The organism is Confluentibacter citreus (assembly GCF_002807055.1).
GTDB classification, from domain to species: domain Bacteria; phylum Bacteroidota; class Bacteroidia; order Flavobacteriales; family Flavobacteriaceae; genus Confluentibacter; species Confluentibacter citreus.
Genome location: NZ_NIXN01000005.1, coordinates 1 through 17,673, shown reverse-complemented (window position 1 = coordinate 17,673; position 17,673 = coordinate 1). Strand labels below are relative to the sequence as shown.

General features: G+C 34.3%; 11 protein-coding genes, 2 tRNA genes and 1 rRNA gene. 3 read left to right on the top strand and 11 right to left on the bottom strand.

Features of this window, described 5'->3' with window-relative positions:
* Positions 1 to 22 precede the first annotated feature (22 nt).
* Positions 23 to 3,910: a type IX secretion system sortase PorU gene (gene porU, locus CDH49_RS10410; RefSeq protein WP_100615459.1), complete on the bottom strand. Its 3,888-nt coding sequence runs from the start codon at positions 3,908 to 3,910 to the stop codon at positions 23 to 25.
* Positions 3,911 to 4,174: 264 nt separating this feature from the next.
* Here porU and gldJ point away from each other — a divergent pair, with 264 nt between their 5' ends.
* Together gldJ and CDH49_RS10400 are read left to right on the top strand one after the other, a co-directional pair.
* Positions 4,175 to 5,869, top strand: coding sequence for a gliding motility lipoprotein GldJ (gldJ, locus tag CDH49_RS10405; RefSeq protein ID WP_193434729.1), 1,695 nt, complete (start codon positions 4,175 to 4,177; stop codon positions 5,867 to 5,869).
* A gap of 83 nt (positions 5,870 to 5,952) precedes the next feature.
* On the top strand, positions 5,953 to 7,233 hold the full coding sequence (locus CDH49_RS10400; RefSeq protein ID WP_100615458.1) for a UDP-N-acetylmuramoyl-tripeptide--D-alanyl-D-alanine ligase: 1,281 nt from the start codon (positions 5,953 to 5,955) through the stop codon (positions 7,231 to 7,233).
* A 31-nt stretch (positions 7,234 to 7,264) separates the two neighbouring features.
* On the opposite strand, the gene CDH49_RS10395 is transcribed toward CDH49_RS10400, so the two are convergent.
* From CDH49_RS10395 to CDH49_RS10355, 9 genes are all read right to left on the bottom strand, one after another.
* Entirely contained in the window at positions 7,265 to 9,763 is a 2,499-nt protein-coding gene (locus tag CDH49_RS10395; protein ID WP_100615457.1) for a glycoside hydrolase family 9 protein, read from the bottom strand.
* A 142-nt stretch (positions 9,764 to 9,905) separates the two neighbouring features.
* Positions 9,906 to 9,980 (bottom strand) — tRNA-Val (locus CDH49_RS10390).
* Between the two features lie 55 nt (positions 9,981 to 10,035).
* Positions 10,036 to 10,110, bottom strand: a tRNA-Val gene (locus tag CDH49_RS10385).
* Between the two features lie 62 nt (positions 10,111 to 10,172).
* Complete coding sequence (locus CDH49_RS10380; RefSeq protein WP_100615456.1) at positions 10,173 to 11,390, bottom strand: bifunctional folylpolyglutamate synthase/dihydrofolate synthase; 1,218 nt, start codon at positions 11,388 to 11,390, stop codon at positions 10,173 to 10,175.
* A gap of 1 nt (position 11,391) precedes the next feature.
* Complete coding sequence (locus CDH49_RS10375; RefSeq protein WP_100615455.1) at positions 11,392 to 12,240, bottom strand: energy transducer TonB; 849 nt, start codon at positions 12,238 to 12,240, stop codon at positions 11,392 to 11,394.
* A gap of 108 nt (positions 12,241 to 12,348) precedes the next feature.
* Positions 12,349 to 12,744: an ExbD/TolR family protein gene (locus tag CDH49_RS10370; protein WP_100615454.1), complete on the bottom strand. Its 396-nt coding sequence runs from the start codon at positions 12,742 to 12,744 to the stop codon at positions 12,349 to 12,351.
* Between the two features lies 1 nt (position 12,745).
* Entirely contained in the window at positions 12,746 to 13,447 is a 702-nt protein-coding gene (locus CDH49_RS10365) for a MotA/TolQ/ExbB proton channel family protein (protein WP_100615453.1), read from the bottom strand.
* 50 nt (positions 13,448 to 13,497) lie between these two features.
* Positions 13,498 to 14,895 (bottom strand): sodium:proton antiporter NhaD, encoded by a 1,398-nt coding sequence (nhaD, locus tag CDH49_RS10360; protein ID WP_100615452.1) that lies wholly within the window; start codon positions 14,893 to 14,895, stop codon positions 13,498 to 13,500.
* Positions 14,896 to 15,025: 130 nt separating this feature from the next.
* The gene (locus tag CDH49_RS10355) at positions 15,026 to 16,099 is read right to left on the bottom strand and encodes an anhydro-N-acetylmuramic acid kinase (protein WP_100615451.1); all 1,074 of its coding nucleotides are present in this window, start codon (positions 16,097 to 16,099) and stop codon (positions 15,026 to 15,028) included.
* Positions 16,100 to 16,193: 94 nt separating this feature from the next.
* On the opposite strand from CDH49_RS10355, the gene CDH49_RS10350 reads away from it, so the two are divergent.
* Positions 16,194 to 17,336: an acyl-CoA dehydrogenase gene (locus CDH49_RS10350; protein ID WP_100615450.1), complete on the top strand. Its 1,143-nt coding sequence runs from the start codon at positions 16,194 to 16,196 to the stop codon at positions 17,334 to 17,336.
* A gap of 77 nt (positions 17,337 to 17,413) precedes the next feature.
* Here the strand turns inward: CDH49_RS10350 and rrf are convergent.
* Positions 17,414 to 17,521, bottom strand: a 5S ribosomal RNA gene (gene rrf, locus CDH49_RS10345).
* Between the last annotated feature and the right edge of the window lie 152 nt (positions 17,522 to 17,673).

Below are 17,673 nucleotides of genomic sequence, written 5' to 3'. Positions count from 1 at the left end.
TTTTTACAAATATAATTTTTTATTATAGTATAACAAGTTTCTCGATTTTTTCCACTTTTTTATTTAATAGATTGGAATGAACAGTGAGTTTATAGATATAAACGCCTTTTCCTATTCTATCGCCAAAATCGTCCCTACCATCCCAAACTATATCCCTCGATAACGTGCTATTTACAATGCCGCCTCCTAGGGTTTGCCCATTAAGGGTTCTAACCAATTTTCCCGATACAGTAAATATTTGTATTGAAACGTCTAAAGCATCTGAACTATTGTGATTGAACCAAAATTCAGTATAATTCACAAACGGATTTGGATAATTTAGCACGTTATTTATTACCAATTCTTGATCTTTGTCAAATACGATAAATTGGATTTCTGCTATTGAAGAATTATTGTAAACATCCCAAGCTCTTAGGGTTAAAGTATGAAGGCCCGGCGATAAATCCCTAAACGGATACGTAGCCACTCCTTTTTGATAATCATCAACCTCAGTCTGATAATAATCATTCAGTATAAACGGATTGGTTTCATCTCCATCTAAAATGGCAACAATATCGTGACCAATACCACTTGCCGTATTTATACCATTAATATCTTCCAGTTTTACCAATAATGTGGGCGATTCATTTGTAATACCTCCCGATACAAAATTCTCGTCATTCATATACAATGTAATGGTGGGACCTGTATTATCTTCTTCGGCATTTTCATTTAAACCACCTATTTTTACCGTATTAATGGCAGCACCTGTTTGGTCTTCCAATAATGCATCCCTTTCTGAATAAAAACTTACCTTACCAAAACCTATAGGAATACCAATATCTTTAGGAACCACAAAATTAAATTCAAACTGTCCGTTTTGAACAGATGCCTGACCTCTGAAAATAATTTCGCCAAGTGTTGTAAAATCTAATCTTACTATTTGTCCATTGGTATCTCTGGTGCCATCATTAGCCAGCGTTTGCCTATTTATATCTTTATCATAAATGGTTGATGAAAGTATACCGTTATAAGTATTCAAAACGGTTCCAGACAAATCGGTTACTTCACCTGATAGTTTTATACGACTTAATGCTTTTAATGTATCTGTGGGTTGCGTTATATCCACATCATTAATTTTTGTTAAACGAATATTAGGTTTGGGAAACGCTAACTTCATAGCTGGATCACCAATAAAAAATACCAATTTATTTTGGCTATTTGAAGAAATTGATGATTCGTTTTTGGTCAATCGTAATGATTCGGCCATCGTTGGATATTCAAAATCGCCATAATTATCATCATCACTATATGAAAACAAATACTTCCCTAATAGACTATTAAAATTGATGGCAAAATTTACAAATATTTGCCGCGTAGTTGTTATGAGTCCGATGGATCCGGCTTCCTTATTCCAATAAATGAATTCCCCAGCCGTTTGCCTAAATGGGTTATCAAACTTGGTAAACTCACAAGTAACTGACACGAAGCAATTAAGTTTATTAAAATTTCTTAAGCCTTGTATATCCGGTTTTAATAAAATACGTTCGCCTGCCAAACCATCTTCACCACCATGACCAAAATAATTTACCACCAGAGCGCCATTATCAATAGCATTTACAAAAGTCTCATTTACTTTTGGATAGGTATTTCCGCCTGCTGAAGATTCCTGTTTGAAAGCATCCGAATGTATTTTAACAACATTTACAAAAGCTTTTTCTTGGGTAACTAAATTGCCTATATTGTCGGTTGTTTGTTGTAAAATCCCTTCCCAATCTTGGTCAACATCATCTGAAACCACAACATAATTATTACGCCAACTTCCGAAAGATTCTTTAGCGTAATAACTTTCAACTTTATCAACCATATCCTTGGCTTGCTGTGGTGTTTCGGCAAGAATTCTTCCAACAGCAATATCAAGTCTATCACTTGTTCCCATAGTACCTTCATTAGCATCCATCATACCATAAAAATCATCAGAAACAAATGAACTGGTAAGATTGAAACTATTATAAGAGTACCACGAAGGCATGATGTTTGTATTGTTTGGTATTCTATCCTTATAGTCAAAAGAACCATCACCAAATAAGCATAAATACTTTAGCCTATTATCTGGTGTGCTGGCATTATCATAAACATACTTGACCATATTTCTAATAGCACCAATATCTTGATTGCCTGTGTTAAACTCATTGTAAATCTCGTTTAAGCCAACAACCTTAACATTTAAATTATATTGATTTCTATTTATTTGTGCCAAACGTTCTGCTTGGGCTAGCATATTATTGGGAGACACTATGATATAATCTACATCTTGAAACTGGCCAGAACTATTTAAAAATAGAGTCCCTTTTAAATTTTGATTACTTAATGATGTGGTAACATCTGCTTCAGGCTCAAAATAATCGGACGTCGTCAATGCCACATAGGTTCTTAAAGTACCTAATGTTGATGTAAAATTAAAGGTAGAACTAGCATTTGTGTTTTCAACATTGGTAACATTATATTTATCGGTTACATCCCAGACTTCAGAGACTTGCGATGCATTGGTAATATTATACTGTCCAATGCCAGAAGTTGATGTTACCAGACTATTTTTAAATTGAAACTGCTTATTTGAAAAACTCAAATTCCTGAGAGCTTCTATTGAAACATAATCCAAATACCCAACCCCACTTGGATTTCCTTGATTATCAAAATTAAGATTTACTGAAATTGATGAAGAAGCAACATTTACATTTCCAATGTATGATGCTTCATTCGCCAGATTTGCCCCCGAAACGCCGCTTATTAATAAGGTAGAAACGGCTGTTCCATTAACATCAATTCTTAATGAACTTTGGGTTGTTGATGTTGAAGCAAAATAAACCTTAAGTCTTATTGGGGTTGTTGCAACCAAATTGGGGACATCAAATTGAAATGCTTTTTGATTCTGAATATCAAACCTATCACCAAACCATCTTCTTCCCAAAGACGCTAAGTTATAGTCATCTACTTCATGGAATTGATAATCTTCATAAGTATCAATAATTAGATCTACTGCACCACTTGGCTGTATAAACGGTTGGATACGCTTACCATTACCAGTGCCCACATTTATATAATAGTATGTTTTATCTGTGTAACAGTTTATGTTAGTGTTACTTTCAGCATTAAATTCTTTGGGTCCTTGGGCATAAAACAATATATAATCTTCATTATTAAACACACCATCTCCTTCTCCAACAAACTTTATCGCATTTTCAACAACATCAAATGGTTGGGCAATTGAATTAGAATATGGTATCATTTGTCCGCCATTACCATATATTTTAATAGTACGTGGGTCAACATTATCCACATCAACACCTAATTGCCTAATAAAATTTTTTGACAATCGGAAAACCCCAGTCTTATCAACATAAAATTTAAACCATCTTCCAGTGTTTAAAACAGAATTGGAAATGGCCATAGAGCCAAATGCTTTACTTGTTACTGCTGTTCTATTCGTATTAGCTGTTTCATTGTAAGTAATTTGAAATGAAGTGACTTTTTTAAAAGTACCATCCTCACTTTTTATTATGGGTGATAATTTAAAAAAGGCGTATTGTTTATCTCTTGATTTAGAATTTTTTAAACTAAATTTTAGCTCATTAGGCAATTTGCTAATATCTAAATCCCCTAAGTCGCTTCTTGATATGTTTGAATAGGAAACATTATTTAGAACTATGGAAGACTCATTAATTGAATTGGTCAGCTTCCATTGATCGACAAACTGCAATCCTTCCTCAAACTCATAGCTAAAATATTCTTTATTAAATGAAGGGATTTCTACAGTATAACTGCCAACAGAAAGCGCTTGTTTTCCCTCCCAATTAACAGTGTAATTTTTTTGCTGAGAGAAACAAATAATAGAAACAAATAAAAATAAAAGTAAAAATTTCCTTTTCATCAATTAATTAACGTATTTACGCATCTATTATAACTGGAAACAATCAACATTTTTTTTAAACAGATTCAAAAATACAATATTAATCGGAATATAGGCGTTATAGCAACACTAAATAAAGGTGAAATATTTCAAAAACATCGGTGTAATGCATCAAAAATAGGGTGAAATGCACTTTTTTTTGGTCGAAATGCAAAAAATCACTTGCTGTGTTCGGTTTAATTACTATATTGCAGCACCAAAAACATTATTAGCTTACTTAAACGTATGGATATGAAAAAAGTAGTGACAATCAAAGTATTATTAATCCTGACATTATCTGTAGTCTTGATTGGTTGTAAAAAATCATCAAGTTCCAAGAATAGTTCAAGGGCTACAGGATGGCAAATTAACGACAAAGAAGGGGGTTTTCAATACAATACTAGCTTTAAAGAACAAGAAACTTCTCCTGGTTTAGTTTTTGTAGAGGGTGGAACTTTTACAAAAGGTAGAGTTCAGGATGACGTGATGCATGATTGGAACAATACACCAAGCCAGCAACATGTACAATCTTTCTACATGGATGAAACTGAAGTTACCAATATGATGTATTTAGAGTACCTAGACTGGATTAAGAGAGTTTATCCACCCTCTGAAGAGAATTTTAGGGCCATCTATCACGGAGCTTTACCAGACACATTGGTTTGGAGAAATCGTTTAGGTTTCAATGAAATTATGACAGAAAATTATCTGCGTCACCCGGGATATGCCGAGTATCCTGTTGTTGGAGTTAGTTGGATACAAGCTGTAGAATTTGCCAACTGGAGATCTGATCGTGTTAATGAGTACTACCTAGAAAGCGCTGGTTATTTAAAACGGGATGCCAAAACTATAGATGTTAACGCAGAATCCACATTTAATACAGATACCTATATTAATGCCCCTACATTAACATATGGTGGCAATGAAGAAGTTATAAATCCTGATAGCGGAAGAAGAAACGTACGTACTGATGCAGATGGAAATCCTATAGGCATATATGCCACCAGAGAAACCGGTATTATATCACCAAAATACAGACTCCCAACAGAAACTGAATGGGAATATGCTGCTTTAGGTTTAAGTGAAATAAGAGCTTATAATTTATATAGAGGCCGTAAAAAATATCCATGGGATGGACAATATACACGTTCAGGAAAACGTAAAACCCGTGGTGATCAATTAGCTAATTTCAAACAAGGGAAAGGAGATTACGGCGGAATTGCGGGATGGTCGGATGACGGTGCCGATATTACCAATAAAGTAAAATCCTATGATCCTAACGATTTTGGTTTATATGATATGGCAGGCAATGTAGCTGAATGGGTAGCTGATGTTTATCGACCAATAATTGATGATGAATTTAATGATTTCAATTACTATAGAGGAAACGTTTATACCAAAAACGCCATTAATGATGACGGAACTGTAAAAGTGGTGACTTCAGAAAGCATTGGATATGATACGTTGTCTACAGGCAAGTTAGTGGCAAGAAACCTTCCGGGACAAATTATGCAAGTTCCTGTTGATGAAAATGAAACTTATTTAAGAACTAACTTTGACAAAAGCAACGAGATTAACTTTAGAGATGGGGACAAACGTTCTTCTAGATACTTTGAAAGCTTTAATGATGATGAAACCGAAGGTGGAACTACTGAAGATGCTGAAACCAGAAAAATGTACAATGCTCCTAAACATTCCGTAACAAGGGACTCTTTGGGTAATATTATTAGAGAGTATGACAAAGACAACAATAGAACCTCTTTAATTAACGACGAAGTAAGAGTTTACAAAGGTGGTTCTTGGAAAGACAGGGAATATTGGTTAGATCCAGCTCAAAGACGTTATTTCCCTCAAGATATGGCAACCGACTATATCGGATTTAGATGTGCTATGTCTCGAGTAGGCTCAAAAAGCAAAGAAAAAAATAAAACGAAGAACTAAAAATCTTCTTATAATATTAAAAAGTCCTAGCATATGTTAGGACTTTTTTTATACATTTAATTTATAATTAAAAGACATTACTTTTGAAAATTCAACAACTGCACACTTTATTCCTAGAATGTCATTCAGCATGCACAGATACAAGGAAAATAAAAGAAAATGATATGTTCTTCGCTCTCAAAGGCGATAATTTCAACGGAAACTCATATGCTAAGCAAGCTATAAATCTTGGTGCAAAATATGTTATTATTGACGAGCCTGAGTATTATGAAAACCCTAAAACTATTTTAGTTGATAATGTACTTGAAACACTTCAACAGCTTTCATCCTTTCATCGAACTTTTTTAAATATCCCAATTATTGCATTGACGGGAAGTAACGGAAAAACAACTACTAAAGAGTTAATTAATGCAACACTATCAAAAAAATATAAAACCACAGCTACTGTTGGGAATTTAAACAATCATATAGGCGTTCCATTAACATTGCTTTCTATGGATATAAATACAGAGATTGGTATTGTTGAGATGGGAGCCAATCACTTAAAGGAAATCGCTTTTTTATGCCAGATAGCACAACCAGATTATGGCTATATCACAAACTTTGGAAAAGCGCATTTAGAAGGTTTTGGTAGTGTTGAAGGTGTCATTAAAGGAAAAAGTGAAATGTATGATTATTTAATGGAACACAATAAAACCATATTTGTTAATGCAAACGATGCCATTCAATTAGAAAAAACTCAAAAAGCAAGTATTTTTACTTTCGGAAATAAAAATCAAACACCAAATGTTTGCATCGATTTTGTTGAAGCGCAGCCTTTTGTAGTATGTAATTATTACAATCTTACCATTGAAAGTCAATTGATTGGTGATTACAATTTCAGTAACATTGCAGCTGCCATTGCCATTGGAAATTATTTTGAAATTGACGATAATTCAATAAAACAAGCCATTGAAAATTATATTCCAGCCAATAATCGTTCACAGATTATCCTGAAAGAGAACAACAAAATCATTTTGGATGCTTACAATGCCAATCCAACCAGTATGGCTGCTGCTCTACATAATTTTGAGAAGCAATCAGGACATAAAATAGCCATTATTGGCGATATGTTTGAGTTAGGTAATGAAGCCAAACAAGAACATCAACATATTGTTGATTTGGCAAATTCATTAAACATCGATAACCTTATTTTTATTGGAGAAAATTTTTTTCAAACTAAAACAGCTTCTGAAAAAATAACCAAATACACATCTTTTTCAGATTTCAAAGATGTATTTAAACCATTATCCATTAAAGATTCTACAATTTTAATAAAAGGGTCTAGAGGTATGGCATTGGAACGCGTTTTAGATGTATTATAAAAAATGGATTAATTCGTTTCTTTCAATTCATCTATTTATTCAATAGCTGATCTGCCGCTAGAATCAAAAAGATATAATCCGTTGTACCTCCACCTAGGACATATTCTGTTTGCTGCCATAAAAAAGGCCATTCCAATAATTCAGGAAAATCTGGCCGTATTAAAGCTGTCCCCGAACCAATACCTCCAGGAATAAATGAAAATTCTCCTCTATTTACGCCATATGCCTGGGTTAATGATCTGGACCCAACACCTGATGCAAATGACGATGTATTAACACCTGGATGCACACCAAGAACAAAATTCATGGCATTAAGCATATAGATGTTTGGGAATATTTCTGGGAAACTAGTATGCAAAAAATATTGTTGCACTCCAAAATTTTGAATACCCCAACCCGCACCCCAAATATTCGGTTCGTAAGGCATTCCATAAGGTGTTTTCTTCCCTAATTCTTTTACTTTTTCAAAATAAGTTTTAGCTGCTGCTGTAATTTTAACTTTAAAGTTTTCATTTTTAATTAACGGAATGATTGGTCCTACAACCCAACCATTTTGCTCAAATCTATCTGCAATGGCATCTGTATTCTCTACTAAAAATTGCGCGTATTTCTCATCTTTGGTTGTTTTCAACAGCTCAACAGCCAAGTTCGTTTTAGCTATTTGATTTCTTGGTTTAGTTATTTCCCAAATTTCTTTTGCTATTTCAAGGCAGTCTTTTGCCAACGCATCATTAAATCCTTTTAACACTCTTGCTGCCGCAGCTAATCCTGCCGCTGCATTTAATTCTCTATTAGGATTTTGCTCTGTAAAAACCCATCTGTCATCACCAATCCCCGGTTTACCCATTTCAATTCCAACCGTATCTACTGTCGATGTTTTCATTTCATGCGAATAAACCTCATTATCACTATGGTTTACGGGATCCCCTAATAACGTGTATTGTCTTTTATGTGGTACTATAATCCCTCTATAAAAACGTCCCATAGATTTGTAACCTCCAACAATCGATAATGCACCATGCTCTATTTGTTGCAACATATCTGGTTTACCATCTGGCTGTAAAATTTCGACTGTTTTGGTTTCTTGATCGATACTTGTGTTATCGTAATCCACATTAAAGAGCTCATATATTTGTGATAATCCTTGTACAGTTGATGCTTGAGATTCAACACGTAAATCATAATCACCTGCATCATGCCATCCTCCAACATTAATACCCGGCACATGCTCCCCCGATTTATATTTTGTTAGTGTTTCAGGACCTTGCAAATACCCATCAAAATGGTTGGTGTTTATGGGTGCCATTCGAGCATCATCTAAATGACAACGGCCATGCCACACTTTATATCTATCGTTAACGCGCATGTGACACATTTGTACAGGTAGAAAATATTCAAGTGTAGGTTGCCAAACGTTTCTTTTAAAAACATTATCGCTTATTTGAAAAGGATTTGTTTTATAATTTCCATACTCAACGATATACAAGCCTGGTTCCGTAATTTTAGAAAAATCGAATTGATAATATTTATAACGCAAAAAGTCACCCCATTCTTTGGGTGTTTCAGAAATCACTTCTGTAAATCCGCCTTCAGTACTAACCTTTAACAGTTTTATGTTCTTAACGTCTATATCATTTTTATCTGTTTCTATTGTAGCAACTTTAGGTTGATTGGTATGATAACCTACTTGCGACACTTGAACTACTGGGCTATAGGTATAATTATTCTCTACTTTAGGGGTTACTAACCATTCAATAGCATTTTTAGTAGCACCAGCAGGAACTAGAGAGCGCACCACAAACCACCCGTTAGAATGTTTTGCACGGCCATCTATTAATTGCAAATTATTATCTTTCAAGTTCTTGATAGTAAGAGTTTGCGAAGTCGTTTCTGGAGCAATTACGAGAACCTTCCCTTCTGCCATAGGGGTTAATTGAAATTCGTTATCGCTGTCTTTAAATCCTGGACCATTTGCTTGACGGTTGAAAATCCCAAAATCATTATCCATGTAATAAGATTTCCCAAATAATATACCTGGAAAAAACTCAATATTCATCCCTACTTTATCAACCCATTCCTGTGGAATAGGTTTATCTAAATCCACCACAATTTTAAAAGATTTTCCTTGTGGAATCACTTTAAGCGTATAAGACATATTTAAATCTGGATAAAAAATGGGATTAAAACCAACACCATTTATTGATGGATCTGGATATTCCATATGTACACTAATCTCCTGTTTACCAAGATCTACTTTACGTTCACCTACTTTAGGAACAGGCTGCCATTGGCCAGGAGTGGGTTCTAGTCTTAAGTCTCCATTTGTTGCAACCCTTAAACCGTTTTGAATGATACCCACGCCACCTTGATGGCTTTCTGGATAAAAATCGTGGGCCAACATAACATTGGCACCCCTCATTTCTAAGTATTCTTGACTATTAATTTTAAATTCTTGGGTTGAATCTACTTTTTTCTGGGCATAAATATTACAAATACACAGTAGCGAAATGATGGCAAAAAACGGTTTCATCTATATAAATTTAGCGGTTGGGAATAAGTCACAAGTTAGCCATTTCTAATCATTTCGGGATTATGAATATTAAATTAAATCTTTCTGGATTTTGAAAATACTTGCGATGGAAAGAATACTGGAAGTTTTATATAAAAAATTGTGGGTCATACTGGATTCGAACCAGTGACTTCCACGTTGTCGACGTGACACTCTGAACCAACTGAGTTAATGACCCTTATCATAATGTAGAAACAAAAAATCCTAAAGCTTTAACTTTAGGATTTTTTTTGTGGGCGACAAGGGATTCGAACCCCTGACCCTTTGGGTGTAAACCAAATGCTCTGAACCAGCTGAGCTAGTCGCCCTTTAATTAGGTGTGCAAATATAAGCTAGATTTTTAATCTGCAAAAACTTTTTCAATAAAAAATCAAACTATTTCTGCAACTACAAATGTGCTTCCTCCAATATAAATACAATCATTGGCAGTTGCATTATCTTTTGCTGCTTTATATGCTTCTTTTACAGAACTATAAGTTTTTCCATTAAATCCAGCATCCATAAATATTTGCTTTAGTTCTTTTGCATCTAAACCTCTTGGAATATCAGGTTTGCAAAAATAATAGATTGCTTTTTTTGGTAATAAAGGTAAAATGGATGTCACGTCTTTATCATTTACGACCCCAAAAACGATATGCAAGGTTTTATAGGTTTCATTTAAAAGCTGTTTCATAACATAAGCTAGACCTTCTTTGTTGTGCGCCGTATCGCAAATCACTTTCGGATTTAATTGCAAAATTTGCCATCTACCCATTAAACCTGTATTATCTACAACATTTAATAAGCCTTTTTTAATGTGTGCTTGAGAAATTATAAAACCTCTTTCTTGAATTTTTCTTATGGCTTGAAGAACTGTTTTAATGTTCTTTTCTTGATAAATGCCTTTTAAATCACTTTCAAAAATTTCTTTAATCTCTTTATCAGCAAACGTAATTTCAGAATTATTTTTGGAAGCTAAATTTTTAAAAACAGGCTGCGTTTCGGTTTGTGTTTCGCCAATAACTACAGGCACATTTGGTTTTATAATGCCACCTTTTTCAAATGCGATTTCTTCTATTGTATTTCCTAAAAATTGCATGTGATCATACCCTATATTAGTAATGACAGAGACTTCTGGTGTGATAATATTTGTAGAATCTAATCGGCCTCCAAGCCCCACTTCAACAATAGCAACATCTATTTTTTCTTTTGAAAAATAATCGAATGCCATACCTACTGTCATTTCAAAAAATGATAAGGAATTGCTTTCCAAAAACGATTTGTTTCGTTTAATAAAACCTGTGACAAATTGTTTGCTAACAACATGCCCGTTAATCTTGATACGCTCTCTAAAATCTTTTAAATGTGGAGAAGTGTACAATCCAACTTTATAGCCTGCTTCTTGCAGAATAGAAGCCAACATATGGCTTGTAGATCCCTTACCATTGGTACCTGCTACATGAATTGATTTAAATTTTTTTTCGGGAAAATGTAAATGCTCGGATAGTTTTAAGGTATTTGTTAAATCTTTTCTGAAAGCAGATTTACCCTGTCTTTGATACATTGGTAGTTGAGAAAACATCCAATTTAGAGTATCATTATAGGTCATTCTAATTACTTAAATCAAAATTGACACTTACAAATCCTATTTGCCTTACTGGTGCTTTAGGATCAGCAGGCCATTTGTGCGATAAGGCTATTTTTTTTGCTGGTTCTAACAAACATGCAGAAGTATTTGTTGTACCCTTTATGCCTGGTTTAGCACTGATTACTTTGCCGTTTCTATCGACTTCAATTTCTACCACAACCATGCCATACTCATTACAATCTTGCTTGAAAATTTCTCTAGAAGGTTTTCCTCTACCGTTTAATCCATAACCAACACCACCACTTCCAGAACCTCCAGAACCAAAATAACTGGTTGCATATGGATTTCCATCTAGTTGGCCTTTATCTCCAGCTTTATTGTCATTTCCTTCACCACCTGTTGCTGTGCCTTCAGATTTGCTAACGCCTCCAATTAAAGCATCTAATTTCCGTTTTTTATCAGCTTGCTCCTGTTTTTCTTTAGCTACCCTATCCGCTTCTGCCTTCGCTTTGGCATCAGCAATGGCTTTTGCATTTGCTTCCGCTTGCTTTTGCTTTTTTATAGCAATAGCTTCTTCGTTTTCTTGAGTTAAAACTTCTTCTTTTGATTCTGAAGCTTTTGTTGGCTCTGCTTTTGAAACATCGGGTTGATAAGGTTCGTTTATGTCGTTTGGCTCAGATTTTATAGGTTTTAAAGGTTGAACATCTCCCTTTCCAAAATCAGTTGTTCCAAAGTTTACCGCAACTCCATACTCTATCGGTGGATCCATGTATGGCGCTCCCACAACAAATAATAATAAAATTAATATCACCGTAATTAACGTTGTTAATTTAGCAGAATCCCTTTCATGTTTGGTTTCTAAAAATTTCATTTATTAATGCTTATTAATTTTTTGAATTGTGGGCTATTCCATTCCTTTGTAAATTTAGAACTTAGCTTACTAAATAATTCTAGTAGAAAAAACCGTAATAATTTATAATTAGCTACCTGGTTTAACCGCCAGTATAATCTTAAACTTATTTCTATTAGCTATGTCCATAACCTTTACAACATTTTCCACTGGTACCGATTTTTCTGCACGTAAAACAATTGTTGGGCTCTCTTCGCTGGAAAGCGCTGTAATTAATTCTGATTCTAAAACACTTTCACCGACTCTTTTTTCATCAATATAATAGGTCAAATCCTTCTGAATACTAACCGCAATAGATTTCTTATTTTCAGTTTTACCGCTAGCTTTTGGCAATAAAATATCAATAGCACTTGTAGAAACCAATGTAGAAGCTATCATAAAAAATATAAGTAATAGAAAAACAATATCTGTCATAGACGACATATTGAATTCTGGCGATACTTTATTTCTTCCTCTAATATTCATATTATGAAGGTTCGTTTAAGTGATCAAGGAACTCCAATGAGTTTGCTTCCATTTGATACACTACTTTATCGGTTTTTACTACCAAATGATTGTATGCCATAAAAGAAACAATCCCTACAATTAAACCAGCAACGGTAGTAGTCATAGCCGTATAAAGTCCGCTAGCTAAAACATCCATTTGAATGGTACCACCAGCATTTGCAAGTTCGAATATGGCCAATATCATGCCGACTACGGTTCCAAGAAATCCAATCATTGGTCCAGCTCCAGAAATAGTAGCTAAAATACTAACGTTTTTCTCCAATCCATAAATCTCTAATCTTCCTGCATTTTCTAAAGCAGTATTAATGTCTGCAAGAGGTTTTCCAATTCTAGAGATTCCTTTCCCAATAAGTCGGGATACGGGAGAATTCACTTGGGCACAAAGTATTTGCGCAGCATCTGTTTTTCCATGGGTTACATGATCTTTTATTTGATTCATAAAATTGGAATCTACTTTTGATGCTGCTTTTATGGCAAATAAACGCTCAAAATAAATATAAATCGCCAGAACAAGCATTAAAAATAATACGGCAATGATTAGTTGTCCTGCTAGCCCTCCACTACTAATTAATTCAATAATAGAAAGGGATTTTTCAACAGGCACTTCATCTGTAAGTAACTCTGGTCCTTCTTGGGAAATTTGTATTAAAGTATTTAGCATATATAATTATTTCTTGAATTGTATAACGTTTGTTTTTTTGTTAAAGTATATTAAAATAAAGTTCTTGTAAACATAAATGCTACAGCACCTACTAAAAAGCCAATAAGTGCTAACCATGAAATCTTTTTTAAGTACCAAAAGAAATCAATTTTCTCCATACCCATTGCTACAACTCCAGCAGCTGACCCAATAATCAACATACTTCCACCAGTTCCTGCAGAATACGCTACAAAATGCCAAAGTTCATTATCCATAGGTTCATGGAACATTCCTAAACTAGCAGCAACAAGTGGCACATTGTCAATAACTGCCGAACCTACTCCTAGCAATAAAACCACTAAATCTGAAACGCCATCAGCATGCATCTCTGTACCTAATCTTGGCATCGTTCTTTCTAATGTTCCTGCAAAATCGAACAAAATACCTAGAGATTCTAGAGCAGCGACAGCCATTAATATCCCTAAAAAGAATAATATACTAGGCAATTCAATTCTTGATAAGGAATGATGAACAGGACTATGTATGGCATGTGCATCACTTTCTTGCGAATTTAACTCTGTTAAACTAAATTTTCTTCTACTATAAATCTCAGCAAAAGTAGCAACAATACCCAAAGATAACATCATTCCAACATAAGGAGGTAAATGTGTAACCATTTTAAAAACAGGCACAAAGATAATGGCACCAAGACCCAGATAAAGCATTTTTGCACTAAAAACAGACTTCTTTGGCTCTGATAAATCCTCATCATCAATATCTAAATTACCCTTGAAGATCGGTAAAAAAGAGGCAATAAAAGAAGGCACTGCCATACACAATAAGGAAGGTATAAATAAATATCCTACCAAATATTCTGTACTTACCTTTTTACCTATCCATAACATGGTTGTTGTTACATCTCCAATAGGAGACCAAGCACCTCCGGCGTTTGCTGCAATAATAATTAAACCGGCATAATATAAACGTACATTTCGTTCTTTAACTATTTTTTGAAGTATGGAAATCAAAACTATGGTAGCAGTTAAATTATCAATAATGGCTGATAAAACAAATGCCAGTATGGAAAATATCCATAATATTTTTGTTTTCTTTTTGGTTTTTACAAAGTCTTTAATCGTGGAAAATCCATCAAAATAATCAATTATTTCAACTATAGTCATGGCACCCAAAAGGAACACTAATATTTCGGCAGTTTTTCCAAGGTGATGCAATAGCGTTTCTTCCATTAGGTGCATCTTTTCTTCCGAAGCCATTGAACCAAAACCTTCTAACAAACTATGATTGGCAGAATCAAACCATTGAGGAAAACTTTCTAAACCTAAAGCTATTAATGCCCAACAAATGGCCATCATGACCAAAGCAGGGATCAACTTATCTATTTTCAAATTATGCTCTAACGTAATGGCTAAGTACCCCATTACAAATACCAAAATAATTGCTGTCTCCATAAAGTTAATATTGTTTATCGGTAGTAATCCGATTCAGATAAGTTGTATTTTACTACTATATAAAAATTGATTGGTTAGGTTTGTATTGATTTAACAAATATAAAAAACTATAATCCTTAACGATTAATTTTTAGTTAATTTTAATAGCGAAAATCTTTCCTGAACTATGATTTTTTACAGCCCCAGTCACGCTTTTTAAGGTATTTACCTCATTTCTAAGTCTTAACACTCCTAAGAATGCGAAAATTAATGCTTCTTTAAATTCTATGATATTTTTTGAAGGTATTACTATTCTGTTTTTTGTTAAATGGTTTATGCTGCTTATAAGAAACTCGTTGTAAACACCACCGCCTGAAACTAATACTGAAGCCTTATTTTTTTTGTTGATTTCTACAGAAATTTGAACAGCAATGTGCTCTATAAATGTCCTTAAAACATCCTTTATTTCCATATTATATGAATTAATTAAAGGAAAGATATTTGTATTTACCCATTCTAATCCTAACGATTTAGGGTATGATCGTTTATAAAAATCTAAATCATTCAGCTTATTTAATAATGAATGGTTTACCTCTCCTGAAGAAGCCATTTTCCCTTTATCATCATAATCAAACCCTATAGTTTTAATATAATGATTAAGAACTATATTCACGGGGCAAATATCATAGGCTATTCGTTCATCATCAATTTTTGTTGAAATATTTGCAAATCCTCCTAAATTTAAACAAAAATCATATTCAGGAAAAAGAAGTTCGTCTCCAATTGGTACAAGCGGTGCTCCCTGCCCACCCAACTCGACATCTTGAACCCTAAAATTACAAACGACTGTATTCTTTGTTAAATCTGCCAGGATGGATTTATTTCCTATTTGGTAAGTAAGTTTATTTTGTGGTTGATGTAAAGCGGTATGCCCATGAGAACAAATAGCATCCACATATTCAATATTGTTTGTTTCAATAAATTCATTAATAACATGAGCTATATAATGGGTATAATCACTATCTATAGTTTTCAAATCGTCCATAGAAGCCGTAACTAAATTCCTGAGTTTTTCTCTCCAAGTGTCATCATACTCAAAAGTTTGTGCTTTTAGAATAGTAAAATCCCACTTGGAATATTTATTAAACTCTACATAGACCAAATCAATACCATCCAGCGACGTGCCAGACATCATACCAATAACCTTATAGCTTGTTTGTATCATATTAGGTAAAAATAATAATACTCATTGATAATATCCTTATAAAAAGTTATATTTGAGTTTATTCATTATCAACATTATTAGCTAGTTATAAATCATGGATTTTAGTCTAACCGAAGAACATATCATAATACAAGATACTGCTAGAGATTTTGCTCAAAATGAACTCCTCCCGGGTGTTATAGAGCGTGATGAAAATCAACATTTTCCAGATGCTTTAGTAAAAAAAATGGGAGAACTTGGATTCATGGGTATTATGGTTGATCCCAAATATGGAGGTAGCGGTATGGACACAATATCGTATGTGCTAATTATGGAAGAACTATCCAAAGTTGATGCTTCTGCTTCTGTGATTGTTTCCGTAAATAACTCCTTGGTTTCTTATGGCATTGAAGCTTATGGCAATGATATGCAAAAGCAAAAATATCTAACAAAATTGGCTACTGGCGAGTTTGTTGGAGCCTTTTGTTTGAGTGAACCAGAAGCTGGAAGTGATGCGACATCCCAAAAAACATCAGCTATTGATAAAGGTGATTATTATTTACTTAACGGAACAAAAAATTGGATTACTAATGGAGGACGGGCCGATGTATATTTAGTGATTTCCCAAACTGATAAAGAAAAAGGCTCGCACGGCATCAATGCTTTTATTTTAGAAAAAGGCATGGAAGGCTTTCATATTGGGCCAAAAGAGAACAAACTAGGCATACGCGGAAGCGACACGCATACATTACAATTCAATGATGTTAAAGTTCCAAAAGAAAACAGAATTGGTGAAGACGGATTTGGTTTTAGATTTGCCATGAAAACCTTATCTGGCGGACGTATAGGTATTGCATCCCAGGCATTAGGAATTGCCCAAGGCGCTTATGAATTGGCTTTAAAATATTCTAAAGAACGCAAAACTTTTGGAACCGAGATTTCCAATCATCAATCCATTGCTTTTAAATTGGCAGATATGTATACAGACATTTCTGCTGCCCGGCATTTGGTAATGAAAGCTGCGTGGGATAAAGATCAAGGTAATAACTACGATATATCTAGCGCAACAGCCAAATTATATGCTTCAAAAGTGGCTATGGAACACACTGTTGAAGCTGTTCAAATTCACGGCGGTAATGGTTTTGTGAAAGATTATCACGTTGAACGTTTAATGCGTGATGCCAAAATAACCCAGATTTATGAAGGCACCTCAGAAATTCAAAAAATTGTTATCTCTAGAAGTATTTTAAGAGATTAACCCTCTGCATTCTAAATAACCACTCCCACCCGCTAAAAAACAAAAAGCCCTGCATGATTACCATGCAGGGCTTCCAAAAAAGGCAACGACCTACTCTCCCACTTTCGCAGTACCATCGGCGCTAACGGGCTTAACTACTCTGTTCGGAATGGTAAGAGGTGAGCCCCGTCGCTATAACCACCTTAAATTTTTGGCTGTTGGCCGTCTGCCCATGGCCGTTGGCACTAATGCCATCAACCAATAACCATTGACCATCAACCGGCAGTGTGGACTGCCAAATATCTTAACATATTGAAACAAGATCATGAACTACAACAACAATCATTTAAAACTAATA

Bases quoted from the DNA above. Each gene is read 5' to 3' on its own strand.
- porU (WP_100615459.1), bottom strand. From the start codon at position 3,910: ATGAAAAGGAAATTTTTACTTTTATTTTTATTTGTTTCTATTATTTGT.
- gldJ (WP_193434729.1), top strand. From the start codon at position 4,175: ATGGATATGAAAAAAGTAGTGACAATCAAAGTATTATTAATCCTGACA.
- CDH49_RS10395 (WP_100615457.1), bottom strand. From the start codon at position 9,763: ATGAAACCGTTTTTTGCCATCATTTCGCTACTGTGTATTTGTAATATT.
- CDH49_RS10380 (WP_100615456.1), bottom strand. From the start codon at position 11,390: ATGACCTATAATGATACTCTAAATTGGATGTTTTCTCAACTACCAATG.
- CDH49_RS10375 (WP_100615455.1), bottom strand. From the start codon at position 12,240: ATGAAATTTTTAGAAACCAAACATGAAAGGGATTCTGCTAAATTAACA.
- CDH49_RS10370 (WP_100615454.1), bottom strand. From the start codon at position 12,744: ATGAATATTAGAGGAAGAAATAAAGTATCGCCAGAATTCAATATGTCG.
- CDH49_RS10365 (WP_100615453.1), bottom strand. From the start codon at position 13,447: ATGCTAAATACTTTAATACAAATTTCCCAAGAAGGACCAGAGTTACTT.
- nhaD (WP_100615452.1), bottom strand. From the start codon at position 14,895: ATGGAGACAGCAATTATTTTGGTATTTGTAATGGGGTACTTAGCCATT.
- CDH49_RS10355 (WP_100615451.1), bottom strand. From the start codon at position 16,099: ATGATACAAACAAGCTATAAGGTTATTGGTATGATGTCTGGCACGTCG.
- CDH49_RS10350 (WP_100615450.1), top strand. From the start codon at position 16,194: ATGGATTTTAGTCTAACCGAAGAACATATCATAATACAAGATACTGCT.